At 73.5% G+C, this 23,395-nt stretch carries 23 protein-coding genes and 1 pseudogene; 10 read left to right on the top strand and 14 right to left on the bottom strand.

Annotation, left to right across the window (positions count from 1 at the left end):
- Positions 1-162 precede the first annotated feature (162 nt).
- Together QI633_RS01225 and QI633_RS01220 are read left to right on the top strand one after the other, a co-directional pair.
- On the top strand, positions 163-2,403 hold the full coding sequence (locus QI633_RS01225) for a M4 family metallopeptidase (RefSeq protein WP_282427844.1): 2,241 nt from the start codon (positions 163-165) through the stop codon (positions 2,401-2,403).
- 98 nt (positions 2,404-2,501) lie between these two features.
- Entirely contained in the window at positions 2,502-2,813 is a 312-nt protein-coding gene (locus QI633_RS01220; RefSeq protein WP_141796307.1) for a hypothetical protein, read from the top strand.
- Between the two features lie 20 nt (positions 2,814-2,833).
- Here QI633_RS01220 and QI633_RS01215 read toward each other — a convergent pair whose 3' ends face one another.
- From QI633_RS01215 to ssd, 7 genes are all read right to left on the bottom strand, one after another.
- Entirely contained in the window at positions 2,834-3,193 is a 360-nt protein-coding gene (locus QI633_RS01215; protein ID WP_282427843.1) for an Rv3654c family TadE-like protein, read from the bottom strand.
- Positions 3,190-3,597 (bottom strand): TadE family type IV pilus minor pilin, encoded by a 408-nt coding sequence (locus tag QI633_RS01210; protein WP_282427842.1) that lies wholly within the window; start codon positions 3,595-3,597, stop codon positions 3,190-3,192. Before QI633_RS01210 ends, QI633_RS01215 begins: the two co-directional genes overlap by 4 nt.
- Positions 3,569-3,772 (bottom strand): DUF4244 domain-containing protein, encoded by a 204-nt coding sequence (locus QI633_RS01205; RefSeq protein WP_141796309.1) that lies wholly within the window; start codon positions 3,770-3,772, stop codon positions 3,569-3,571. Before QI633_RS01205 ends, QI633_RS01210 begins: the two co-directional genes overlap by 29 nt.
- A 173-nt stretch (positions 3,773-3,945) precedes the next feature.
- Entirely contained in the window at positions 3,946-4,677 is a 732-nt protein-coding gene (locus QI633_RS01200; RefSeq protein ID WP_141796310.1) for a type II secretion system F family protein, read from the bottom strand.
- A complete protein-coding gene (locus QI633_RS01195; RefSeq protein WP_282427841.1) occupies positions 4,670-5,458 on the bottom strand; it encodes a type II secretion system F family protein in 789 nt (262 codons plus the stop codon). The genes QI633_RS01200 and QI633_RS01195 overlap by 8 nt, the downstream gene beginning before the upstream one ends.
- Complete coding sequence (locus QI633_RS01190) at positions 5,458-6,627, bottom strand: TadA family conjugal transfer-associated ATPase (protein ID WP_282427840.1); 1,170 nt, start codon at positions 6,625-6,627, stop codon at positions 5,458-5,460. The genes QI633_RS01195 and QI633_RS01190 overlap by 1 nt, the downstream gene beginning before the upstream one ends.
- Positions 6,624-7,715 (bottom strand): septum site-determining protein Ssd, encoded by a 1,092-nt coding sequence (gene ssd / locus QI633_RS01185; protein ID WP_141796313.1) that lies wholly within the window; start codon positions 7,713-7,715, stop codon positions 6,624-6,626. The genes QI633_RS01190 and ssd overlap by 4 nt, the downstream gene beginning before the upstream one ends.
- A gap of 140 nt (positions 7,716-7,855) precedes the next feature.
- Between ssd and QI633_RS01180 the strand changes: the two genes are divergently transcribed.
- On the top strand, positions 7,856-8,665 hold the full coding sequence (locus QI633_RS01180) for an HAD-IB family hydrolase (protein WP_282427839.1): 810 nt from the start codon (positions 7,856-7,858) through the stop codon (positions 8,663-8,665).
- Between the two features lie 283 nt (positions 8,666-8,948).
- On the opposite strand, the gene QI633_RS01175 is transcribed toward QI633_RS01180, so the two are convergent.
- Positions 8,949-9,677 (bottom strand): oxidoreductase, encoded by a 729-nt coding sequence (locus QI633_RS01175; RefSeq protein WP_141796315.1) that lies wholly within the window; start codon positions 9,675-9,677, stop codon positions 8,949-8,951.
- Positions 9,678-9,853: 176 nt separating this feature from the next.
- Between QI633_RS01175 and QI633_RS01170 the strand changes: the two genes are divergently transcribed.
- Genes QI633_RS01170 through QI633_RS01150 form a run of 5 tightly spaced genes read left to right on the top strand, consistent with a single transcriptional unit; the run spans position 9,854 to position 14,586 of the window.
- Positions 9,854-10,771 (top strand): class I SAM-dependent methyltransferase, encoded by a 918-nt coding sequence (locus QI633_RS01170; RefSeq protein ID WP_282427838.1) that lies wholly within the window; start codon positions 9,854-9,856, stop codon positions 10,769-10,771.
- 29 nt (positions 10,772-10,800) lie between these two features.
- Positions 10,801-11,922, top strand: a complete 1,122-nt coding sequence (locus tag QI633_RS01165; protein WP_141796317.1) for a histidine kinase — start codon at positions 10,801-10,803, stop codon at positions 11,920-11,922.
- Positions 11,919-12,686, top strand: coding sequence for a LytTR family DNA-binding domain-containing protein (locus QI633_RS01160; protein WP_282427837.1), 768 nt, complete (start codon positions 11,919-11,921; stop codon positions 12,684-12,686). Before QI633_RS01165 ends, QI633_RS01160 begins: the two co-directional genes overlap by 4 nt.
- 14 nt (positions 12,687-12,700) lie before the next feature.
- On the top strand, positions 12,701-13,084 hold the full coding sequence (locus tag QI633_RS01155; protein WP_282427836.1) for a hypothetical protein: 384 nt from the start codon (positions 12,701-12,703) through the stop codon (positions 13,082-13,084).
- Positions 13,084-14,586 (top strand): cation acetate symporter, encoded by a 1,503-nt coding sequence (locus tag QI633_RS01150; RefSeq protein ID WP_282427835.1) that lies wholly within the window; start codon positions 13,084-13,086, stop codon positions 14,584-14,586. Before QI633_RS01155 ends, QI633_RS01150 begins: the two co-directional genes overlap by 1 nt.
- Positions 14,587-14,671: 85 nt before the next feature.
- Here the strand turns inward: QI633_RS01150 and QI633_RS01145 are convergent.
- Both QI633_RS01145 and QI633_RS01140 read right to left on the bottom strand, forming a co-directional pair.
- Positions 14,672-14,833: pseudogene (locus tag QI633_RS01145) on the bottom strand (aldo/keto reductase); the annotation flags it as partial.
- Between the two features lie 24 nt (positions 14,834-14,857).
- Positions 14,858-16,066, bottom strand: coding sequence for an MFS transporter (locus tag QI633_RS01140; RefSeq protein WP_282427834.1), 1,209 nt, complete (start codon positions 16,064-16,066; stop codon positions 14,858-14,860).
- Between the two features lie 128 nt (positions 16,067-16,194).
- On the opposite strand from QI633_RS01140, the gene QI633_RS01135 reads away from it, so the two are divergent.
- Entirely contained in the window at positions 16,195-16,644 is a 450-nt protein-coding gene (locus QI633_RS01135; RefSeq protein ID WP_141796321.1) for a MarR family transcriptional regulator, read from the top strand.
- Here QI633_RS01135 and QI633_RS01130 read toward each other — a convergent pair.
- Positions 16,628-16,828, bottom strand: a complete 201-nt coding sequence (locus tag QI633_RS01130) for a hypothetical protein (RefSeq protein WP_141796322.1) — start codon at positions 16,826-16,828, stop codon at positions 16,628-16,630. The genes QI633_RS01135 and QI633_RS01130 overlap by 17 nt on opposite strands.
- 78 nt (positions 16,829-16,906) lie before the next feature.
- Between QI633_RS01130 and QI633_RS01125 the strand changes: the two genes are divergently transcribed.
- The gene (locus QI633_RS01125) at positions 16,907-18,730 is read left to right on the top strand and encodes a hypothetical protein (protein ID WP_282427833.1); all 1,824 of its coding nucleotides are present in this window, start codon (positions 16,907-16,909) and stop codon (positions 18,728-18,730) included.
- Between the two features lie 6 nt (positions 18,731-18,736).
- Here the strand turns inward: QI633_RS01125 and QI633_RS01120 are convergent, their stop codons facing one another.
- Genes QI633_RS01120 through nirB form a run of 3 tightly spaced genes read right to left on the bottom strand, consistent with a single transcriptional unit; the run spans position 18,737 to position 23,393 of the window.
- The gene (locus tag QI633_RS01120) at positions 18,737-19,420 is read right to left on the bottom strand and encodes a CbiX/SirB N-terminal domain-containing protein (protein WP_282427832.1); all 684 of its coding nucleotides are present in this window, start codon (positions 19,418-19,420) and stop codon (positions 18,737-18,739) included.
- A complete protein-coding gene (locus tag QI633_RS01115) occupies positions 19,417-20,529 on the bottom strand; it encodes a uroporphyrinogen-III synthase (protein WP_141796325.1) in 1,113 nt (370 codons plus the stop codon). Before QI633_RS01115 ends, QI633_RS01120 begins: the two co-directional genes overlap by 4 nt.
- Complete coding sequence (nirB, locus tag QI633_RS01105) at positions 20,526-23,393, bottom strand: nitrite reductase large subunit NirB (RefSeq protein WP_349016711.1); 2,868 nt, start codon at positions 23,391-23,393, stop codon at positions 20,526-20,528. Before nirB ends, QI633_RS01115 begins: the two co-directional genes overlap by 4 nt.
- Positions 23,394-23,395 lie beyond the last annotated feature (2 nt).

Raw genomic sequence — 23,395 nt, 5'->3', positions numbered from 1 at the left:
CGATCGGCCCGGTCGCCTGTCCAGTTCCGGACAGCGCCCGTTTCCGGCCACCGCGAAGTGATTGACCGTCGTTCTCGGACGCTGTGAATCTGCTCACCGTCCCTCTCGTCCGGGAGGGGATCGGGACCCGGTCAGGGTCTGTCGAACTCGGGAGCACACAGCATGAATCGACACGTCATCGGCGGTCTCGCCGCCGCGGTGCTGGCCACGTCAGGACTCGCCGCGGCGATCTCCGACGCATCGGCCGCCACTGCCCACACCACGGCAGCCTCGCCGTCGGCGGCCACACCGTCGGCCACACCGTCGGCGGCCGCAGGCAACCGCGACCGCGACCTGAAGCAGGCGCGCAAGCAGGCCGGTGCGGTCCGGTCGGCCATCGGCCTGGGCGGTCAGCAGAAGCTGATCGTCAAGGACGTCGTCCGCGATCCCTCCGGCGCGAAGCACGTCAGGTACGAGCGCACCTTCCGCGGACTGCCGGTCCTCGGCGGCGACCTCGTGGTCCACTTCAACGCTTCCGGCAAGCAGGTCGGGGTGACCTGGAACGCCAAGAAGGTCACCGTCCCCTCGATCACAACGGGCATCGCGCGCAAGAAGGCCACCACCAAGGCCAACAAGGCCTTCGCGGCGCAGAACGCGACCAAGGACGACCAGAGCAGCGATGTCGTGGTCTACGCCGTGCGCGGCGAGCGGACGCTGGCCTACGACGTGCTGACCGAGGGCGTGCGCGGCGACGGCGTGCCCTCTCGCCTGCACACGATCGTCGACGGCGACTCGGGCAAGGTGCTGACGTCATACGACGAGATCCAGACCGGGGAGGGCCACGGCATCTACGTCGGGACGGTCGACATCGGCACGCAGGCCCACACCGGCGGCGGCTACGAGATCCGCGACGAGCACGGCAACTACGCCACCGACGTACACAACCAGGGCGACCCCAACACCGGGCAGGGACCAGCCGGCGACGTGTTCGTCGACGCGGACGACATCTGGGGTAACGGCAGCTCCAGCGACCGGGCCTCGGCGGCGGTCGACGCGCAGTACGGCGCCGAGATGACCTTCGACTACTACAACGACGTGCAGGGCCGGGCGGGCATCTGGGGCGACGGCCGCGGCGCCCGCTCGCGGGTGCACTTCGCGAACGCGATGCAGAACGCCTTCTGGGACGGCGAGCAGATGTCGTACGGCGACGGTGCCGGCAACGCGGCGCCGCTGGTCGAGCTCGACGTCGCCGGCCACGAGATGTCCCACGGCGTCACCGAGAACACCGCCGGACTGGTCTACTCCGGCGACGCCGGTGGCCTGAACGAGGCCACCTCCGACATCTTCGGAACCGCCGTCGAGTGGCACACCAACAACAGCAACGACGTCGCCGACTACCTGATCGGCGAGGAGCTCGACCTGCGCGGCAACGGCACCCCGCTGCGGTACATGGACAAGCCGTCCAAGGACGGCCAGTCGCGCGACTGCTGGTCCTCCACCCTGGGCAACCTCGACCCGCACTACTCCTCGGGTCCGCTCAACCACTGGTTCTACCTGGCCTCGGAGGGATCGGGAGCCAAGACCATCAACGGGGTGTCCTACAACAGCCCGACCTGCAACAACTCGACCGTCACCGGCGTGGGCCGGGACGCGGCCGAGAAGATCTGGTACCGCACGCTGAGCGTCTACCTGACCTCCAACAGCAGGTACGCCGACGCCCGCAACGGCGCCATCAAGTCGGCCAAGGACCTCTACCCGAACGACCCGTCGATCTGCGAGGGCATCGCGAACGCGTTCTCGGCGATCGCGGTGGCGGCCGGCACGGAGGCCTGTTCGGCGACGCCGCCCGCGGGCAGCCCCACCGTCAGCAGCCCGGGCAACCAGACCGCCACGCAGGGCACCGCGATCACCCAGCTCACCCTGCGCGCCACGGGTGGCACGGCGCCGTACACCTGGACCGTGACCGGTCTCCCTGCAGGGCTCAGCGCGACCTCGGCCGGCGTCATCAGCGGCACCCCGACCACGGCGGGCTCGTCCTCGGTGACCGCGAAGGTGACCGACGCCGCCGGCAAGACCGGCACGGCCTCCTTCACCTGGACGGTCAACCCCAGCGGGGGCGGGGGCAGCACCTGCACCGGAGCACTGGCCTACTCCGGCACCCTCAGCGCCGGTCAGTCGAAGAACCTCGCCTCGTTCACCGACTCCGACGCCGGCCAGCTGAAGGCCTGCCTCGACGGCCCGACCGGAACGGACTTCGACCTCTACCTCCAGCGGTCCTACTCCGGGTACTGGATCACCGTGGCCTCCTCGACCGGCTCCGGCCCCGACGAGTCCCTGAGCTACGACAACAGCGCCGGCACCTACCGGCTCGTCGTCAAGGCGTACGCCGGGTCCGGCGCCTTCACCGCCGGCGTGAGCGAGTGAGCTGACGCCGACCGACACCTGCCGGGCGGCCGCCTTCGGGCGACCGCCCGGCAGCGCGCCGACGTCCGCCCTCGACTCCTCCGGACTATCCTGCCGCCATGCTGCTTCTCGGACTGGTCATCCTGGTCGTCGGTGTCATCGGGCTGGTGCTCAGCTTCTTCGGCGCCAGCATCGACTACAAGCACCGGTCCGCCGAGATCATGAACTGGGACGTCGCACCCGGGACCCTCGTGCTGTGGGGCGCCGTCTCCACCCTCCTCGTCGTGGCCGGCCTGTGGATGATGAAGGCAGGCGCCAAGCAGGGCTGGAGGCGTCGCAAGGAGCAGAAGCGGCTCACCGAGCTGTCCGACAAGCTCGACCAGGTCGAGCTAGAGCGTCGGCGCAACGAGCTCGCCGACGACGAGGGCTGACCGCGCCCTTCAGCCTCGATTCACCCCGGCGGCGGCTCCTCTCCGTCGGGCCCGGCCCGCGCGACCGCGCGCAGGTCACGGTCCTGGCCGAGCCATCGGGGACCATCGACCCGCACCTCGACGAGGACGTCGGCGCCGTCGACCTGGCACGTCTCCATCAGGGCGCCGTTGGCCTCGGCGACCTCCGCCGCGGCCGAGCACGGATCGCGTCCCGAGTGCCCCAGCGCGGTGGCGCCGGCGAGGGCGGCCAGGTCGGCCGCGGCCTGTGCCCGCCGGTGGGCGACCACGATCGCGCCGACGACGCCCGTCGCCGCCCCGACGAGCAGGAGCACGCCCGCCATCGCCGCGGCCAGGACCGTCGCGGCACCGCGGTGGCTCACGGACCTCCTCCTTCCTGGCCGCCCTCGGTGATCGCGACCGCCTCCGCGTGGACCCTCGCGCCCGGGATCGCGCCGAACAGCCCGCCCGGACCCGAGATCCGGCCCCGGGCCCGGACCACGACCCGGTCGCCGGACCGGGAGACCGACAGCCGGACCCCGTCGGGTGCCACCTGCTCGCCCAGTGCCACGGCCTCGCCGGCGTCGTCGCCGCGGGCCAGGGCGCGGGCCACCTCCCGGGCGGCGTCGACCGTGCGGACCTGGGCGACGGCAACCGCGAGCAGCCACACCAGGCCCGCGGTCACGGCGAGCAGGACCGGCAGGGCGAGGGCGAGCTCGGCGGTCACCACACCCCGCTCGCCCGCCCGGGTGCGGCGGTCAGCCGAGCCCGAGCAGGTTGAGGACATGGTCGAACAGCGTCTTGATGAGCTTGTCGCCGAAGCCGCCGCTGAGCAGCTTGTAGAGCAGGCCGGCGAAGCCGGCGCCGGCGGCGGTCGCGACGGCGTACTCCGCGGTGGTGACCCCGCGCTCCGAGGGACGCGAGGTCGAGCTCGGGGCGCGGCGCGAGGTGCGTGGTGCCAAGGTTCTCTCCGTTCGTCAGCAGCCGCCCGGTGCGACTGTCGGATCCGAGACTGCGCGCCCCGGCCGGCCCTGGCGGTCCGTCCCGCTCCGGCCTGTGGACAGGGCCCGGCCGGTGACCGGCCTGGGGACGGCCGATGGCTCCCGACAGCACGGATGAGGCGGTTGAGCAAGGCTCATCGCACGATGCCCGCCGCCAGCGACACGGCCAGCGGGACGATGCCCAGGAGCAGGAACGACGGCAGCAGGCACACGCCGAGGGGTACGGCGGCACGCACGCCGACCGCCCGGGCCCGGTCCTCCACCTCGGCCCGGGCCCGGACACCGAGCTCTGCGGCAAGTCCCTCGACCGCGGCGACCACCGGGGACCCGGTCCGGTGGGCGCGGCCGAGCGCCCGGCCCAGCGGGGCGAGATCGGGGTCGTCGGCCAGACGGCCCCAGATCGCCTCGGCGTCACCGCCGAGCCGCAACCGCGCCGCGACAGGAGCGAGACGCTCGGACGCCGCGCCGGGCAGCGCACGGCAGACCAGCTCGATCGCCTCGACGGGAGCCTGGCCCGAGCGCAGCGCCGCCGCGAGGAGGGTGACGACGTGCGGGAGGTCGCGGCGCACCTCCTCGCGGCGCCGGCGGACCGTACGCGGCTCGAGCCGGCCCGCGGTCATCGCGACGACGACACCGGCGACGATGCCGGCCGGCAGGGCCAGCGGGCCGCCGAGGACGACCGCCGCACCGCCGCCCGCCAGGAGCGCCCAGAGGATCCGGCCGCGACGCAGCAGCCCCTCGCCACCGTCCCGGCCCGCGACAGACGCGTCCGGGGCTCCAGCCGAGGCTCCGGCCGGCCGGGACCTGCCCGGGCCGAGGAGCACGCCCAGCCCGACGAGCAGGCCGACCAGGACGGCCTCAGCCATGGCGCTCGACGTCCCGGGCGAGGGCCTCGATCCAGACGAGTCCGGCGTACCCGGCGGCCAGTCCGCCGGCGAGGCAGGCGAGGCCGACGGGTTGGCCGAGCAGGAACCGCAGCGGGTCGGCACCGGCTCCGGACCCCATCAGCAGGGCGAGCACGGGCAGGGCGGCGAGCAGCCGAGCGGTCGCCCGCGCCGACGCGAGCTCGCCGCTCACGACCCGGCGGGTACGCTCCCCCGCCCGCAGGTCTGCAGCCACTCGTCCGAGGGTGTCGGCGAGGCCGTGGCCGGTGCGGTGGGACACGTGCCACGCGCCGCCGACCACCCGCAGCGCCTCGCCACCCGGCGTCGTCGCCAGCGAGCGGAAGGCCGCCACGACGTCCCCGCCGGTCCGCGCCGCCCGGGCAATGGGGGCGACCAGCGGCCACTCGACGGCCGCGCGGTCGAGCGCGGCGACGGGCGTCTGCCCCGCAGCGAGCTCGGCGCCCAGCCCGTCGCAGAGGTCGACGACGCGGCGGCGTACGTCGTTCGCGGCCCGGTCCCGGCGCCGGGCCGCGAACGCCCGCACGACCGCGGTGGCGAGCGCGAGCCCCAGCAACGGGAGCACCAGGCCCGGAACCGATCCGTGGGCCAGCAGGGCCACCAGCCCGGCGGCCGCGCCGACCAGCAGTGCCGGCGACCTGGACCCGCGGCCGGGAGCGGGCTCGGCGCCGAGGAGCCGGAGCGGCGCGGGTACGACGAGCAGCAGCGCCGCCGTGACGGCCGCGGCGAGCACGAGCAGGCCCATCACGCCCTCCCGTCGAGGAGGGCGAGGAGCCGCTGCGAGCCGGGGCCCGCGGTCGGCGTCCCGGCGCCGTCGAAGGCGACCGCGACCTCGGTGCGGGCCAGTCCGTCGGGTCCGCCGACGACCACGGCGACCTCGCTGAGGCGTCGGCGGCCAGAGTGCCGGTCGCGACGGACGTGGAGGACGGCGTCGAGGCCCGCGACGAGCTGGCTGTGGGCGGCCTCGCGGGCCAGGCCGGCGCCGAGGGCGAGCGCCTCGATGCGGGCCGGTACGTCGGCCGCGGAGTTGGCGTGCAGCGTCCCGCAGCCGCCCTCGTGGCCGGTGTTCATGGCGGCGAGGAGGTCGACGACCGCCGCGTCGCGGACCTCCCCGACGACGAGCCGGTCCGGCCGCATCCGCAGCGCCTGGCGCACCAGGTCGCGCAGCACGACGGCGCCGGCGCCCTCCAGGTTGGCCGGGCGCGCCTCGAGCCCGACCACCTGGGGATGCTCGGGGCGGAGCTCGGCGGCGTCCTCGACGACCACGATCCGCTCGGCGGGGTCGACCGCGGCGAGCAGGGCCGACAGCAGGGTCGTCTTGCCGCCGCCCGTCCCGCCCGTCACCAGGAAGGCCAGCCGCGCCTCGACCACCCGCCGGACCAGCTCCAGGCCGGCGTCGGTCAGCGCTCCGGCCTCCCTCAGCGCGGCCAGGCTGAACCCGCCGCGGCGCGGGACCCGCAGCGAGATCGCCGTCCCCGGCTGGGCGAGGGGCGCGAGCAGGGCGTGGCAGCGCGTGCCGTCGGGCAGCCGTACGTCGGCCCACGGCGCGGCGTCGTCCAGCCGCCGGCCCCCGCTCGCGACCAGCCGCTGGGCCAGTCGGCGACAGGACTCCTCGCTCGGCAGCACGACGTCGGTCTCCTCCACCCCGTCGCCGCGGTCGATCCGGACCGGACCGGGTCCGTTGACGAGGACGTCGGTGACGCCGGGCAACGCGAGCAGGGGCTCGAGCGGACCGGCGCCGATGACGTCGCGGCGCAGGGCCTCGTACACCGCGAGCACCGTCGCGTCGCCGACCGGCCGCCCCGCCGTGCGCAGAGCCTCGGCCACCCGGTGCGGGCTGAGGTCGCCGGGCGTGCGGGCCAGGTGCGCCCGGACCTCCTCGACGAGCGCGGGGACTCCGGCATCCGGGGTCATGCCGCCGCCTCGGCGACCTGGTCGTCGAGGATCCTGGCAGCCGCTCGGGCGAGGGGTCCCCGCAGCGAGCGCAACGGCCCGAAGCCCAGGTCGACCGCCTCCGCGAGCCCGCGCTGGTCCCGCATCTGCGTGCGGACCGGCAGGCCCACCGCCCGCGCCACCTCGTCGGCCGTGAAGGCGTCGCCGCGCAGCACCACCCCGGGTGCGGAGTGCCCGGCGAACCGGGCCCGCATCCGGGCGGCACCCGCCACCCCGACGACGCTGCCGTGCGTGACCACGAGCAGCTCGTCGCAACGCGCGGCGACCTCGTCGACCAACGGGTCGGGCGAGCGCGGCAGGTCGACGACGACCACCCGGTGCCCGCGGCGCGCGGCGGACAGGGCCTCCCGCACGGCGAACGCCTGCAGGCTCTGGGCGCGCCCGTCGACGTACCAGGACAGCACGCCCAGGCTCCCCCGCCGCGGCAGCGCCTCCCGCAACGAGCGGGCGGAGAGCCGTCCGGTGGTCTGGCACAGCGCGTCCCAGCGGAAGCCGTCGCTGCGCTCCAGGCCGAGCATCCGGTCCAACCCAGGGCCCTGCGGGTCGCAGTCGATGACGACCGCGTCGCCGGAGCGCGCGGCCCACTGGCCGAGGGCGCAGGCGAAGGTGGTCGTCCCGGCGCCGCCGGTGCCACCGATCACCCCGATCACCCGGGCGCGGTCGGGCTGGTGCTCGGTGAGGTCGGCGAGCAGCTCCACCAGCCAGCCCGTGCACGCGGGCAGCTCGAGGACGTTCTCGGCGCCGAGGTCCAGGGTCGTGCGGAACAGCTCGTCGGGCGGGCGCGGTCCGCTGACGACATAGCTGCGCGCACGGGGCTCGGGGGCGGCCCGGACCATCGCGGTCGCGAGGTCGGCGCCGACGAGGACGACCGGCGCCCGGCTCCACGTGACCAGGGCGGTCAGCGGGTCGCGCGCGATCGTCGGGGCCACGTCGGCCGCGGCGGCGAGCGGCAGCAGCTCGGCCAGCAGGTCGTCATCGGCGGTCACCACCAGGGGAGGCACGTCCGCGGGGCGGGCGTGCGGGGACGGGAAGGGTCGGTTGCGTGTCATGAGGAGGTTGTCGCCGCCGTCCGACACGACCATGCGGGCGCCGCACCCGGCTGTGGAGGACGCCCTCGCCGACGGCGGTTGTGGACACCGAGCGGCCGCATCTGCAACAGGCGGGACCAGCGTTTCCCTACGATGGAGCCATGGCCTCCGCGGGTACGCCGCCCACCGCCGCGTTCTTCGACCTCGACAAGACGATCATCGCCAAGTCGAGCGTGCTGGCCTTCAGCAAGCCGTTCCAGGCCGGCGGGCTCATCTCACGCCGGGCCGTGCTGCGCTCGGCGTACGCCCAGTTCGTCTTCATGGTCGGCGGAGCCGACCACGACCAGGTAGAGAAGATGCGGCAGTTCATGTCGCAGCTGACGGCCGGCTGGGACGTGGCGACGGTCCGAGAGATCGTGGCGGACACGCTGCACAACATCGTCGACCCCCTCGTGTACGACGAAGCGGTCCGGCTCATCGACGAGCACCACGCCGCGGGCCGGGACGTGGTCATCGTCTCGACGTCCGGCAGCGAGGTCGTCGAGCCGATCGGCGCGCTCCTCAACGCGGACCGCGTCGTCGCGACCCGGCTCAAGGTCGAGGACGGGCGCTACACGGGCGAGATCGAGTACTACGCGTACGCGGAGGAGAAGGCGAACGCGATCCGGGACCTGGCGCAGAGCGTCGGGTACGACCTGGAGAACAGCTACGGCTACTCCGACTCGGTGACCGACGTACCCATGCTGGAGGCGGTCGGGCACCCGCACGCCGTCAACCCGGACAAGGAGCTGCGCAAGATCGCGGCGTCCCGCGGCTGGCCGGTCCTCGTCTTCACGCGCCCGGTCGCGCTGCAGTCGCGGCTGCACCTGCCGCCACCGAAGCCGACGCTTGCGGCGCTCGCGGTCGGCGGTGTCGTCGCGGTCGGTGCGGCGGTGTGGATCGGCGCCCGGCGCCGCACGCTCAGCGCCTGACCGCCGCTGGACCGGGGCCTGCCCCCAACCGGCCAGCGTTCCCCGTCCCCGGCCAAAAGACAACCCTTGAAGGTGTCCCGGCAGCGGCGTACAAAGGACACCAAGAACTCAAGAGCAACACGTGATCCAGGTACCCACGCGGCGATCTACCCTTCTGAATTGGGCGCTTGCATCCGGAAGACTTCCGGGGCAGTTGTTGATGGTGCACGCCTGGTAACCAAGGTTCACGTGTCAGCGGTGGCACCCGAGACACTCGATGGCTCGGGTGCCACCTGCTTTTGGGCTACTCCGCGTCGCGCACCAGCGGACTGGCCTCGGCGGCGGCCGACCAGGCCTCGACGGCGTACAGCAGCCAGGAGTGCATGCCGGCCTGGCCGCCGCTGGCCCAGCCGCGCAGGTTGGACTCGTACTCGGGACGCAGGGCGAGGTGCGCGGCCTCGGGGACGACGAGCGACTTCTCGTCGACCCCGCGAGCGGCCGCGACGAGCCGCTCGGTCGCGCGCGCCACGATCCCGTTGTGGGAGCCGAACGGCGCGGCGGTGACCAGCTCGGCGTGGACGACCGCCGCGACGGCGAGTGCCGGCGCCTCGGTCGGGGCGGTGATCAGCTCGGCGATGCCACGCAGCCGCGAGGCGGACTCCCCGTCGCGCGGGCGCCCGAGCAGCTCGTCGGGCAGCGTGCCGCGGGCCGCGACGGTGTGCATCCGGGCCAGCGCCTGCAGCGGCTGGCGACGCAGGACGGGGACGAGGGAGAGCAGCTCGGTGGCCAGGCGTACGGCGTCCGCGGCGATCTCGTCGCCCGCACCGGCGCGCACCTCGGCCAGCGTCGAGCCCGAGCCCTCGAGGACGGCACTGGCGTGCGCGCCGCGCAGCAGCGACTCTGCGGTCAGCTCGGGGCTGGTCCGGCGCAGGCCGCGGTCACGCAGCACGACGTCGATGCCGTCGCGGGCGCCGGCGAAGCCGGACGGGACGCCTTCGAGGGAGATCAGCCAGGCGTGGGGGTCGGTGGTCACCGGGGCAGCCTAAGAGCGGCTGCCGCCGAGCGACGAATGACCTCGACCGGCTCATCGACGTCTTCCCAGGGCCGAGCTCGACCTCGGCGACTGCTTCGCCACGCGCTGTCCGCCACCAGGGCGAGCAGCAGCGTGCCTCCGCCATGCGGAGCCCCGACGGCCGTAGGCTCGCCCCGATGGCTACCGACTCCACCCCCGACGCACCGGGCCTCTGCTTCGGCAGTGTGGCCGAGGCCTACGACCGCGGCCGCCCCGGCTACCCGCGCGCGGCGGTGGCGTGGCTGGCCGGCGAGCAGCCGCTGTCGGTGCTGGAGCTGGGTGCCGGGACGGGGAAGCTCACCGAGCACCTCGTCGCGCTCGGCCACGACGTGCACGCGACCGACCCGGACCCGCGGATGCTCGACCGGCTCGGGACCCGGCTGCCCGAGCTGCGGGTCTCGCAGACCTCGGCCGAGGACATCCCGGCGGCGGACGCGACGTACGACCTGGTGATCGCGGCGGACGCCGACGCCTGGTTCGACACCGACAAGGCGCTGCCGGAGATCGCGCGCGTGCTCAAGCGCGGCGGCACGTTCGCGGTCGTGCGCAATGTCCGCGACGAGCGGATCCCGTGGGTCAAGCGGCTCGGCAACCTGATCGGGCACCACGCGACCGGCGCGGGGGTGGGCGAGGCGATCGACTCGTCGCCGTACTTCGGGCCGGCCGACGAGACGGCCGTCAAGCACTGGCAGGTCATCGACCGCTCGTCGGTGCAGGACCTCGCGCGCTCGCTGCCGGACATCGCCGCCCTCGACCGCGCCGGCCAGGACGCGAAGGTCGGCGAGGTGCTGGCGTTCTACGACGACTTCGGCCGTGGCATGGACGGCATGCAGCTGCCCTGGGTCACCGAGTGCTTCCGCGCGGTGGTCGGGATCCAGCCCAAGACGATCCGGCAGGAGCCCACCCCTGCCAGCGGTACGCCGGCCGCGGAGCCTGCCGTCGAGGCTGCACCGGAGGAGCTCGTCGGCGAGGACACCGTCCCGGTCGCCCTGGCCCCGGCCGTCGAGCCGCCGGCCGACGACGACTCGGGCATGCTGCTCATCGACTTCCGCTGACCAACGCGCCCGTGCGGCACGATGGTCGCGTGAGGGGCGGACGATTCTGGCGGCGCGACCATCTCGGCAGCGATGCCGACCGGGCGGCGTTCCGGGCGCTGCACCAGGCCTCCCTGGCCTCGCCCGCGCTGCGCGAGGGCCTGACGACGGCCAGTGCGGAGCGGGCGATCCGGCACCTGCGGGCGCTGCTCGGTACGCCGGCCCTGGCGATCTCCGACACGGAGGCCGTCCTCGCGTGGGACGGGGTGGGCGACCACCACCTCGACCAGGCGGCGGTCGTGGGCCTGCTGGCGATCGAGAAGGGAAGCACCCGCACGGTCGATCGCGACCAGCTCGGCTGCTCGGTCGGCGGCTGCCCGGTCCGCACCGGCGTGGTGAGCCCGCTGGTGGTGGAGGGCCGGGTGCTCGGGACCGTGCAGGCGTTCGCGCCGACTCCGACGGCCGGCCTGGTCCGTGCGACCGAGGAGGTCGCCGAGTGGGTGTCGGGCCAGCTCGAACTGGCCGAGCTCGACGCCCACCGCAACCGGCTGATCGAGGCCGAGGTGCGCGCGCTGCGGGCCCAGATCAGCCCGCACTTCGTCTACAACTCGCTCAACGCGATCGCGAGCTTCGTGCGCACCGACCCCGACCGGGCCCGCGAGCTGTTGCTGGAGTTCGCCGACTTCACGCGCTACTCGTTCCGTCGCCACGGCGAGTACACGACCCTGGCCGAGGAGCTGCGCTCCATCGAGCGCTACCTCCTCCTCGAGCAGGCGCGCTTCGGCGACCGGCTGCAGGTGACGCTCAACATCGCGCCCGAGGTGCTGCCGGTCGTCGTACCGTTCCTCTGCATCCAGCCCCTCGTCGAGAACGCCGTGCGCCACGGCCTCGAGAGCGTCGACCAGACCGGGCACCTGTCGATCGTGGCCCACGACCGCGGGCACGAGGCGGTGCTGGAGGTCGAGGACAACGGGGTCGGCGAGGACCCGGAGAAGGTACGCCGGGCTCTCGCCGGCGACACCGAGCTCGACTCGGTCGGCCTGGGCAACGTGGACGCGAGGCTGCGCGCGAGCTTCGGCGACGACTACGGTCTGGTCGTGGAGACCGCTCCGGGGGCCGGGACCAAGGTGATCGTGCGGGTGCCGAAGTTCGCGCCGGGGGTCACGGCGTGACGGGTCTCGACAAGCTCGACCAGCTCAGGCGACTGCGCGTCCTCGTCGTCGACGACGAGCGCCCGGCGCTCGACGAGCTGACCTACCTCCTCGACGCCGACGACCGGGTCGGCGAGGTGATCGCCTGCCAGTCCGCGACCGACGGGCTGCGGATCCTGCGCGAGCGCGAGGTCGACTGCGTCTTCCTCGACATCCAGATGCCCGGCCTGACCGGGCTCGAGCTGGCGGAGGTGCTCGGCCGGTTCAAGCAGCCGCCGCCGGTGGTGTTCGTGACCGCCCACGAGCAGCACGCGGTCGACGCCTTCGACCTGCACGCCGTCGACTACGTCCTCAAGCCGGTGCGGCCCGAGCGCCTGGCCGAAGCCGTACGACGCGTCCTCGGCGGCACCTCCCCGGCCCCGGCGGCGACGGACGCCCAGATCGCGGTCGAGCGGGGCGGCGTCACCCGGTTCGTGGACCGCGGCGACATCACCCACGTGGAGGCGCAGGGCGACTACGCCCGGCTGCACACCGCAGCGGGCGACAACTACCTGGTCCGGGTGCCGCTCACGACGCTCGAGGAGGACTGGGCCGAGGCCGGGTTCCACCGGATCCACCGCTCCCTGCTGGTCGCGCTCGCGCACGTGACCGAGGTGCGCAGCGAAGCCGGCCGCACGTCCGTCGTGGTCGGCAGCGCGGACGGCGGCACCGAGCTCCCCGTCAGCCGGCGCCACACCCGGGCACTGCGCGACGTCCTGGTCCGCCGGGCCCGCGCGGGAGGCTGAGATGAGCGGCCACCGTGAATGAGCGGGTGCGGGTCACCGGCCCACCGCGGCACACACCGTCCGGGCGGGCGGCGAGCCGGCTCGGGGACGTGCACGAGCAGACCGCGCTCGGTGACGTCTACCTCCGCTCCCTGCTGCGCGCCCAGGTCGGCCTGGCCGTGCGGCTGCTCCTGCTGCTCGGGGTGAGCCTCGGCGTACTGCCGCTGGCGTTCCACCTGTGGCCGTCCCTCTCCGGCATCGAGCTGCTCGGGATCCCGCTGCCCTGGCTGCTGCTGGGCGTGCTCGTGCACCCGTTCCTGCTGCTGCTCGCCTGGCGCTACGTGCGCAGCGCGGAGCGCAACGAGCGGGTCTTCGCCGACCTGGTGAGCGACCCGGACCCGGACGAGGACGGCGCCTGATGGAGCGCGCCGACGTACCCGGGCTGGTCGCGGTCGTGCTCGTCACCCTGGCGACCCTGGCGATCGGCACCTGGGGCCTGCGCTTCTCCCGCACCACCAGCGACTTCTTCGTCGCCTCCCGCACCGTGCGGCCCGGCCTGAACGCGAGCGCGATCGGCGGCGAGTACCTCTCCGCCGCGTCCTTCCTCGGCATCGCCGGGCTGCTGCTCGTGGGCGGCGCCGACATGCTCTGGTACCCCGTCGGCTGGACCGCCGGCTACCTCGTGCTGCTCGTCCTGGTCGCCGCGCCGCTGCGGCGATCCGGCGCCTACACGCTGCCCGACTTCGCCGAGGCCCGGCTGGGATCGCGCACCGTGCGGGCGGCCTGCTCGCTGCTCGTCGTCGGCATCGGCTGGCTCTACATGATCCCCCAGTTCGAGGGTGCGGGCATCACGCTGCGCTCGGCGATCGGCGCCCCCGAGTGGGCCGGGTCCCTCGTCGTGGCCGGGATCGTGCTGGCCAACGTGACGTCGGGCGGGATGCGGTCGGTGACCTTCGTCCAGGCCTTCCAGTACTGGCTCAAGCTCACCGCGCTCCTCGTCCCCGCCGCCGTGCTGGTCGCGGTCTGGTGGGGCGACGGCCGTCCCGCCGGGGTCGGTGGCGGTGGCGGCGACTGGTCGAACCCGGTCGCGGGCGACGGTGGGGTCGGCCTCTACACGACGTACTCCCTCATCGCCGGGCTGTTCCTCGGCACCATGGGCCTGCCCCACGTGGTCGTGCGGTTCTACACGAACCCCGACGGCCGGGCCGCGCGTCGTACGACGGTCGCCGTGCTCGCGCTGCTGGGGCTGTTCTACCTCCTGCCCCCGGTGTACGCCGGGCTGGGCCATGTGTACGGCGAGGGGCTGGTCGCCGAGGGCCGCTCGGACGTGCTCGTGCTGGAGCTGCCGCGGGCGATGCTCGACGGCGTCGGCGGCGACGTGCTGACCGGGCTGGTCACGGCGGGCGCGTTCGCGGCCTTCCTGTCGACGTCCTCGGGCCTGGCGATCGCCGTGTCCGGCGTGCTCACCCAGGACGTCACCAGTGGCATGGTCAACGAGCAGCGGGGCGTCGCGGCGTTCCGGCTCGCGGCGATGGTGGCCGTCGTGGTGCCCGTGCTGGCGGCACTCCTGGTCCGCAACGTCGGCGTCGCCCAGTCGGTGGGCCTGGCGTTCGCGGTGGCCGCATCGACCTTCTGCCCGCTGCTGGTGCTGGGCATCTGGTGGCGGCGGCTGACCGACGCCGGGGCGCTCGCGGGACTCGCGGCGGGCGGCCTCGGCGCCGGCGGCGCGGCGATCGCTACCCTCGCCGGCTACGCCCCCGGCGGCTGGACCGGCGCCCTGCTGGCCCAGCCCGCCGCGTGGAGTGTGCCGGTCGCGGTGCTCGTGATGGTGAGCGTCTCGCTGGCGACCGCCGACCGGGAGCCGGCGCACGCCCGCCGGTTCCTCGTCCGGCTGCACACACCGGAGTCGCTCGGTCGCTAGTCCCCCAATCCGTTCGATCGAACGGATTGGGGGACATTTCGGCGCCCGGTCCCGCTCAAACCGTTCGATCGAACGGTTTGAGCGGGTCCGCGTTGCCGTAGATCGAGGCGGTGTCGATGCTGCGGTACCCGGCCTCGAGGGCGCTGCTCACGGCGGCCTCGGTCTCGTCGTTCGGCACCTGGAAGAAACCGAAGCCGACCTGGGGCATGACGACGCCGTTGTTGAGGGTGATGGTGGGGATGGACATGGTCTCTCCTCGGGTGTGGGGATCTCAAGCCGCGACAGCAGCCGGGGTCGGTACGGCGACAGCCGGGTGGAGCTCGCCGCCGGGCGCCTTCGCGGCGACCGCGAGCACGACCAGGCCGACCACGGTGATGGCGGCGCCGGCCCACAGCGGCGAGGTGTAGCCGAGGCCGGCGGCGAGGGTGACCCCACCGAGCCAGGCACCGAGGGCGTTGCCGACGTTGAAGGCGGCGATGTTGGCGCCGGAGGCGAGGGTGGGCGCGCTGCTGGCGTAGTGCATCACGCGCATCTGCAGGCCGGGGACGGTGGCGAACCCGACGCCGCCCATGAGCAGCAGCGCGACGATCGTCAGCGGCTTGCTGCCGGCGGTGAGCGCGAAGGCGGCGAGCACGACGGTGAGCGCGGCGAGCACGACCAGCAGGGTGCGGACCAGGTTGCGGTCGGCGGCACGGCCGCCCGCCACGTTGCCGACGAACAGGCCGACGCCGAACAGGACGAGCAGCCACGGCACCGCGCCGGCGGCGAAGCCGGTCACCTCGGTGAGGGTGAACGCGATGTAGGTGAAGCCGCCGAACATGCCGCCGTACCCGAGGACGGTGACCGCGATCGACAACCACACCTGGGGGCTGCGGAAGGCGGCCAGCTCGGTGCGGGCGCTCGTCGTACCGGACATCCGGGCGGCGTCGGTCCCGCGGGCGGCGGGGACCAGGGCGGCGATGCCGATGAACGCGAGGACGCCGATGACGGTGATCGCCCAGAAGGTGGAGCGCCAGCCGGCGGCCTGGCCGAGGAAGGTGCCGAGCGGGACGCCGAGGACGTTGGCGAGGGTGAGCCCGCCGAACATGAACGCGATCGCGCTCGCCCTGCGGCCGGCGGCGACGAGCCCGGCGGCCACGACCGAGCCGATGCCGAAGAAGGCGCCGTGGCACAGGGCCGCGACGACGCGGCCGGTCATCATCACGCCGTACGACGGAGCGACGGCGGAGATCAGGTTGCCGAGGATGAACAGGACCATCAGGCCGAGCAGGGCGGTCTTGCGCGGCACCCGGGTGAGGGCGAGGGTCAGCGCGATGGCGCCGACGGCGACGCTGAGGGCGTAGCCGGAGATGAGGTAGCCGGCGGTGGTCTCGGAGACGGCGAAGTCGTCCGCGACCTCGGGCAGCAGGCCCATGATCACGAACTCGGTGAGGCCGATACCGAACCCGCCGATGGCGAGGGCGAGAAGTGCGACAGGCATGTGTCTTCCTGGGTGCGTGTGACGATAGTCGGCGCGTGCATTAGTTGCACACGCGTCGTATTGATAGTTGCACACGCGCACTATCCGCGCAACTCAGGTATGCTGGTGGTGTCGACAGGAGGAACACCATGGGCATCGCCGACGACGCCGTCGAGATCCGCACCCAGGGCTGGCGCACGCTCGCCGCGCTGCACGGGCTGATCGAGGCCGCCCTGGAGAAGGCGCTGCAGCGCGACCACGACCTCTCGGTCGTCGAGTTCACCGTGCTCGACGCGCTGAGCCGCCAGGACGGCTGGCACATGCGGATGCAGCAGCTGGCCCGCGCGGCCGCGTTGTCCGCGTCCGCCACGACCCGGCTGGTGACGCGCCTCGAGAACCGCGGCCTGCTCACGCGGATCCTCTGCGCCGACGACCGGCGCGGGATCTACACCGAGCTCACGCCCGCCGGCCGGGCGCTGCTGAAGAAGGCGCGCCCCGTGCACGACGAGGTCCTGCGCACCACGCTGGACGAGGCGGGCGAGGTCCCCGAGCTCGCCGGCCTGGTCCGCTTCGTCGGGACGGTCAGTCCCGTCGGCTGATCGACCCGTCCTCGGCCCGGCGTACGGCGTCACCGACGGCGACGGCCTCCCAGAGCCGGCGGTCGACCCGGGCCTTCACGATCGATCCACCGGTGGTGCGGACCTTCAGGCGGCGGTACATGTTCGCGCCGTCGTACAGGCCGCGGGACTTCTTGACCACAACACCTTCCCAGGTCTCTGACATGCCTCGACCGTAGCCGACCGGGTCCCGACTTCCGTAGAACCCTCCTCGGAACTCCGCGCGGCCGCTTACGGTCCTCCCATGACCGAGCTCTCCCCATCCAGGCCACCCAGCCCGTCGAGCCCGACCAGCAACGGCCGGAAGCGCCGCGCGGCCGCGATCGCCGGCGTCGTTGGGGCAGTAGCGGCGATCGGAGCGGGCGGGTGGGCCTGGCAGGGCTGGATGGCCCAGGGACCGCAGGCCGCGCAGGCGCTGCCGGGCGACACGCTCGCGTACGTCGGCATCGACCTCGACCCGCCGGGTGGCCAGAAGATCGAGGCCTACCAGGCGCTGAAGAGGTTCCCCCGTCTGGCCGAGCACCTCGGCATCACCGACCAGGACGACCTGCGGCGCTCGCTGCTGGACCAGGTGGCCGCCGAGAGCGGCTGCCACATCGGGTACGACGACCTGGCGGCCTGGGTGGGCGACCGCGCCGGGCTGGCGGTGGTGCCGTCGGCCGGCCCGGAGCCGGAGGTGGTCGCGGTGGTCCAGGTCAGTGACCCGGACGCGGCGCGGGCCGGACTCGACGACCTGCTGGCGAGCTGTGGGGACGAGGTCGGGTACGCGCTCGGCGACGGCTGGGCGGTGCTCGCGCGCACCGACGAGGTCGCCCGGAAGGTGGTCGCGGACGGCCGTCGCACCCAGCTCGGCGAGGACGCCGACTTCCAGGAGCTGACCTCGGCTGCCGGCGATGCCGGCGTCGTCACGCTCTACGCCGCCCCCGAGGCAGGACAGGCACTGCTCGACGCGGTCGAGGACCACCCGTACCTCTCCGTCGTCATCAGCTCGCCGTCCGGCCTCTCGGGGGACCCGGTGGACACGTTGCTCAGCCTCTCGACCATCCACAGCTACGGGGCTGGGGCCGAGGATGACTTCATGGCGGAGATGTCGCCCGAGGAACGGCGGCTGTGGAAGCGGATTGACCGGTTCGACGAGCTCTCCCCCGCCGAGCAGGACCAGCTCATGAAGGAGATGGACGAGCTGTACGCCGACCAGTCGGGCACAGGCAGTGTGGTGTCCGAGGACGGGCTGCCCGAGATCGACGAGGACGAGATGATGGGCGACTTCTCCGTCCCGATCCCGGACGACGTACGGCGCCGGTTGGAGGACTTCACCGGCCTCGGCGGTGTCGCGCGCTTCGACGACGGCGCCCTGGAGCTGGAGGTCGTGGCCGACCCGATCGTCTCCGGCGATCCGGAGCGGTACGACGGCACCGATGCCCTGGCTGGGATCTCGGCCCTGCCGGACACCGCCGCCCTCGCCTTCGGCGGTGGCTTCAGCGACGGCTGGGCGGAGCGGGCGATCACCCACGGGCCCCTGTCCTTCGGCGCGGAGCCGAAGCAGCTGCTGGCCGACTTCGAGAAGTCCACCGGCCTGACCGCGAAGGAGCTGGAGGACCTCGGCGGCGACGGCCTCGCCGTGATCGCCGGGCCCGGCTTCGAGGACGCCTTCGACTTCGAGGGCACCAGCGACGACTTCCCCGTCGCGGTCCGGATCACCGGCGACGCGGCGAAGGTCGAGGCCGCGCTGTCGAAGGTCCGCACCGCCGTGGGCGGCAAGGACCCGCTCCCGTCCGCGCGGTCCGGCGACGCCGTGGTCATCGGCGCCGACCGGGCCTTCGTCGAGGAGGTCGCGAAGGCGAAGGGGGCGCTGAGCGGCAGCGACCGGTTCGCGAAGGTCGTGCCTGACGCCGGGGATGCGCTGACCATCACCTACATCGACTTCGACCGCGGTGACTGGGTCGAGCAGCTCGCCGCGGGCCAGCTGTCCCGTGCCGACCTGGCGCCGCTCGATGCAGCCGGCATCACGGTGAGTGCCGCGGGCGAGCGTCAGCGCACGGTGGTCCGGCTCACGTTCGACGACTGACCTGACTCAGGCGGAGACCCGGGCGTCCAGCGGCGCCAGTGCGAGCGCCCGCTCGACGAGCAGGTCGACGACCAGCGGGTGCGGCCCGATCACGTCGGCGACGACACCCGCACCGGCGGCGAGGGCGTCATGGCGGGCCTTGCGGTGGAAGTGCCCCGTGGCGAGGAGGTACGGCGACACGGCGTCCCCCGGGCGCACGACCTCGTCGGGCCGGGGGCCGCGTCCGGAGAGCGTGGCGAGGCGGACCGGCGCGCCCCAGGCGTGGGCGAGCAGGTGAGTGGCGGCGTCGAGGTCGGCGGACGCGGCGGGGTCGGTGGAGCCCGCGGCGACCAGGACGACGGGCTGGCCGGGGGTGGCTCCGGCGGCGCGGAGGCGGTCGACCTGGGCGGCGGCGAGCAGCCGGTCGGGGCCGAGAGAGCGGCCGAGGCGGACCTCCCGGTCGACGTCGGCGAGCACGGCCGGCAGGTCCTGGCGCAGGTGGTAGCCGGTCGACAGCAGCAGCGGCACCGCCACGGCCGGTGTGTCGACGACGGCGACGACGTCGGCGAGCAGCGGTGCGCACAGCTCGACGTACGACGTCGTCGCGGCCCATCCGAGGCGCTCCGCGGCGGCAGAGGTCAGGGCGCGGGCGACCTCGTTGCCGGCGGCGGTGCGGGTGCCGTGGGCGACGGTGACCAGGTGCGGCGTCACGGGGCGACCGCCAGGCGGTAGCCGCGCTTCACGACGGTCTGGACGCAGCGGGTGCCGAGCGCGGCGCGCAGCCGGGCGACCGCCATCTCGACGGCGTGCTCGGAGCCGGCGGTGCCCGAGGGCAGCGCGGCCAGCAGGTCACGGCGGGAGACGACGGTCCCGGGGTTGACGAGCAGCGCCTGGAGGACGGCGTACGGCGCGGGCGAGAGCTTCACCTCGACCCCGTCGAGGAGCACGGTGTCGCCGTGCAGGAGCAGCGTGTGGCCGGCGACGTCGAGGCTGGTGCCGCCGGCGCGCGAAGGCAGCTCGACCTCGAGCTGCTTGACCATCGCGGCGAGACGGGAGCGCTCGGGGTAGATCGACGGCACGCCCCACATCTCGAAGGCGGCGGCCGTGACCGGCCCCACGCAGGCGGCGATCACGTCGGCCTGGAACGCGCTGACGACCTCGTCGCGGTGCCCGGTCGAGACCGCGGCCTCCATCATCGCGGCGATCGCGGGGGCCGCGGTGAAGGTGACCGCGTCGACCCGGCGCTCGGCGATGTCCTCGATCAGCCCGAACATCGGCTCGGGATCGGCGGCACCCTCGACCCGGTAGACGGCGACCGTGGTGACCTCGGCGCCGAGGCGCCGCAGTGCGTGGGCGGCCATGGACAGCGACTGACCGTGCTCCTGGACGACGATCCGCAGGCCGGACAGGTCGCGGCCGCGCAGGTGGGCGAGGACGTCCTCGAACTCCTCCGACTCCGGCGACCACAGCTCGCGCAGACCGAACCTGCGCAGCGCACCGACGCTCTTGGGGCCGCGGGCCAGGATCTCGGCACCGCCCAGGTGCTCGGTCAGGTCGGCCAGCAGGCCCCACCGCTCCGCCGCCCCGAACCAGGATTTCAGGCCGATGCCGGTCGTGGCGACGAAGATGTCGACGGGCTGGTCGAGCACCTGCTTGGTCGCGGCGAGCAGCGCGGTCTCGTCGATCCGGTTGGGATCGACGGACAGGGCGGGCGCGTGCACCACGCTCGCGCCGCGCCGCTCGAGCAGCGCGACCTGCTCCTCCGCACGTCGCGCCGCGGTCACGCCGATCCTGAAACCGGACAGGGGCTGGTCGCTCACGAATCGATTGTCTCGTGCCGCGCGCCGACGACCACCATGCCGTCGACGACACGGACGTCCCAGCGCGGTACGACGACCGCCGGGTCGTCGAGGCAGACCCCGGTCCGCAGGTCGAAGCGCTGCTTGAGCAGCGGGCTCGCGACGAACGGCACCTCGTCGTCGCCGCGGGTCGTGGTGCCGACGATGCCGCGCGAGAGCACGGACGCCTGCCCGAACGGGTCGAGGTTGGCGAGGGCGAACACCTCGTCGTCGTACGTCCGGAAGACGGCGACCTCCTCGCCGCCGACGAGCGCGACCACGCCGGACTCGCGCTGCACCTGGTCGAGGCGGCACACGGCGGTGCCGAGGGTGAGCGTGGGCGTCGCGGTGCGCGCCTCCTCCTGGAAGGCGACCGCGGGCTCGGGCATCCCGGGAGCGTTGACGAAGGACACGAAGCGGCTGAGCTTCTCAGGGTCCTCGATGGTGGCCCGCCACTCGTCGAAGTAGGAGTCGACGTGGCGCTCCATGCTGCTCTCCAGCTCGGCGGCGAGCCCGAGCGCGTCGTCGACCACGACCTCGCGGACCCGCTCCAGGCCGCCGATCTCGTCGACCCAGGTGGCCGTGCGCTGGAGCCGGTCGGCGGTGCGGATGTAGTACATGAGGAACCGGTCGAGGTAGCGGATCAGCTCCTCGCGGGACAGGTCTCCGGCGAGCAGCTGCGCGTGCGCGGGGACGGCGCCGCCGTTGCCGCCGACGTAGAGGTTCCAGCCCTTCTCGGTGGCGATCACGCCGAAGTCCTTGCCGCGGGCCTCGGCGCACTCACGGGCGCAGCCGGACACGCCGCCCTTGAGCTTGTGGGGCGAGCGCAGGCCGCGGTAGCGCAGCTCGAGCTCGATCGCGAGACCGACGGAGTCCTGCACGCCGTAGCGGCACCAGGTCGAGCCGACGCACGACTTCACGGTCCGCAGCGACTTCCCGTAGGCGTGGCCGGACTCCATGCCCGCGTCGACCAGCCGCTGCCAGATCGCCGGCAGGTCCTCCATCCGGGCACCGAACAGGTCGATGCGCTGGCCGCCGGTGATCTTCGTGTAGAGGCCGTAGTCGCGGGCCACCTCGCCGATCACGATCAGCTTGTCGGGGGTGATCTCGCCGCCGGGGATGCGGGGGACGACCGAGTAGGTGCCGTTCTTCTGCAGGTTGGCGAGGTACGCGTCGTTCGTGTCCTGCAGGGTCGCGTTGGCGCCGTCGAGGACGTGGTGGTTGAGCAGGCTGGCGAGGATGGAGGCGACGGCCGGCTTGCAGATGTCACAGCCGCGGCCGCGGCCGTGGCCCTCGATGATGTCGTCGAACCGGTTGTAGCCGTGCACCGCGACGACCTCGAACAGCTCCTGGCGGGTCATCGCGAAGTGCTCGCACAGCGACTTGTCGACGACCTTGCCGACGGAGGCGAAGTGGTCCTCGACGATCTTCTTCACGACGGTCTTGCACGAGCCGCAGGTGGAGCCGGCCTTGGTGCAGGCGGTCACGCAGGACGGGCTGTCGCAGGTGCCGCCCTCGGACACCGCCGCCACGATCTCGGCCTTGGTGACGTTGTTGCACGAGCAGACCTGCGCGTCGTCGGGCAGCATGTCGGTGGTTGAGCCTGTCGAAACCCCACCTCCGCGGGCCGCCGGGAGGATCAGGTCCTCGGGGTTGTCGGGCAGCTCGATGCCGGAGCCGACGAGCGGCCGCAGCACGCCGTACGACGACGCGTCGCCGACCAGGATGCCGCCCAGCAGCTCGTAGCCGCCGCTCGCGAGCTCCTTGACGACGAGCTTCTTGTAGATGCCGGCCACCGCGTCGGCGTACACGACCTCGAGGGCGTCCTCGTCGGTCGCGAACGCGTCTCCGAAGGACGCGACGTCGACGCCGAGCAGCTTGAGCTTGGTCGACATGTCGGCGCCGGTGAAGGCGCCGGCCTCGCCACCGAGCAGCGCGTCGACGACGACCTCGGCCATCGTGTAGCCCGGCGCGACCAGGCCGTACATGCGGCCGCCGGGGGCGGCGCACTCGCCGATCGCCCAGATGTGCTCGTCGCTGGTGCGGCAGTGCTCGTCGACCAGGACACCGCCGCGCTCGGCGATTTCGAGGTCGGCGGCCCGGGCCAGCGCGTCGCGGGGCCGGATGCCGGCCGAGAAGACGACGAGGTCGACGTCGAGCGGGTTGCGGTCCTTGAGCGCGAGGCCGGTGACCTTGTCCTTCCCGAGCACGGCCTCGGTCATCGCACCGGTGTGCACGGTCAGGCCGAGGGTCTCGATGTGGCGGTTGAGCGTGGAGCCTGCGGCGTCGTCGATCTGCACGGCCATCAGCCGCGGCGCGAGCTCGACGACGTGGGTCTCCAGGCCCAGCTGGTGCAGCGCGTTGGCAGCCTCCAGGCCGAGCAGGCCACCGCCGATGACCGCGCCGACCTTCGCCTTCCTCGATGCCGCGCGGATCGCCTCGAGGTCCTCGATGGTGCGGTAGACGAAGACGTTCTTGAGGTCCTTGCCCGGCACCGGCGGCACGAACGGGAACGCACCGGTCGCGAGCACCAGCTCGTCGTAGTGCAGGTCCTTGCCGTCCGCGAGCGTGATCACCCGCTGCCGCGGGGAGATCGCCACGACCTCGGCGCCCAGGCGCAGGGAGACCCGCGGGTCGTCGTACGCACCGCCGGGGAGGAAGGACAGCGCCTCCGCGCCGCGCTCGAAGAAGGAGGTGAGGGCGACGCGGTCGTACGCCGGGCGCGGCTCCTCGCCGAGGATGGTGATGTCGTGGGTCTCGGTGAGTCCGCGCTCGATCGCCGCCTGCACGAAACGGTGGCCGACCATGCCGTGGCCGACGACCACCAGTTGCTTGCGCTGGTTCATGT

Source organism: Nocardioides sp. QY071 (assembly GCF_029961765.1).
GTDB lineage: Bacteria > Actinomycetota > Actinomycetes > Propionibacteriales > Nocardioidaceae > Nocardioides.
This window is presented reverse-complemented; position numbering and strand designations above follow the sequence as displayed.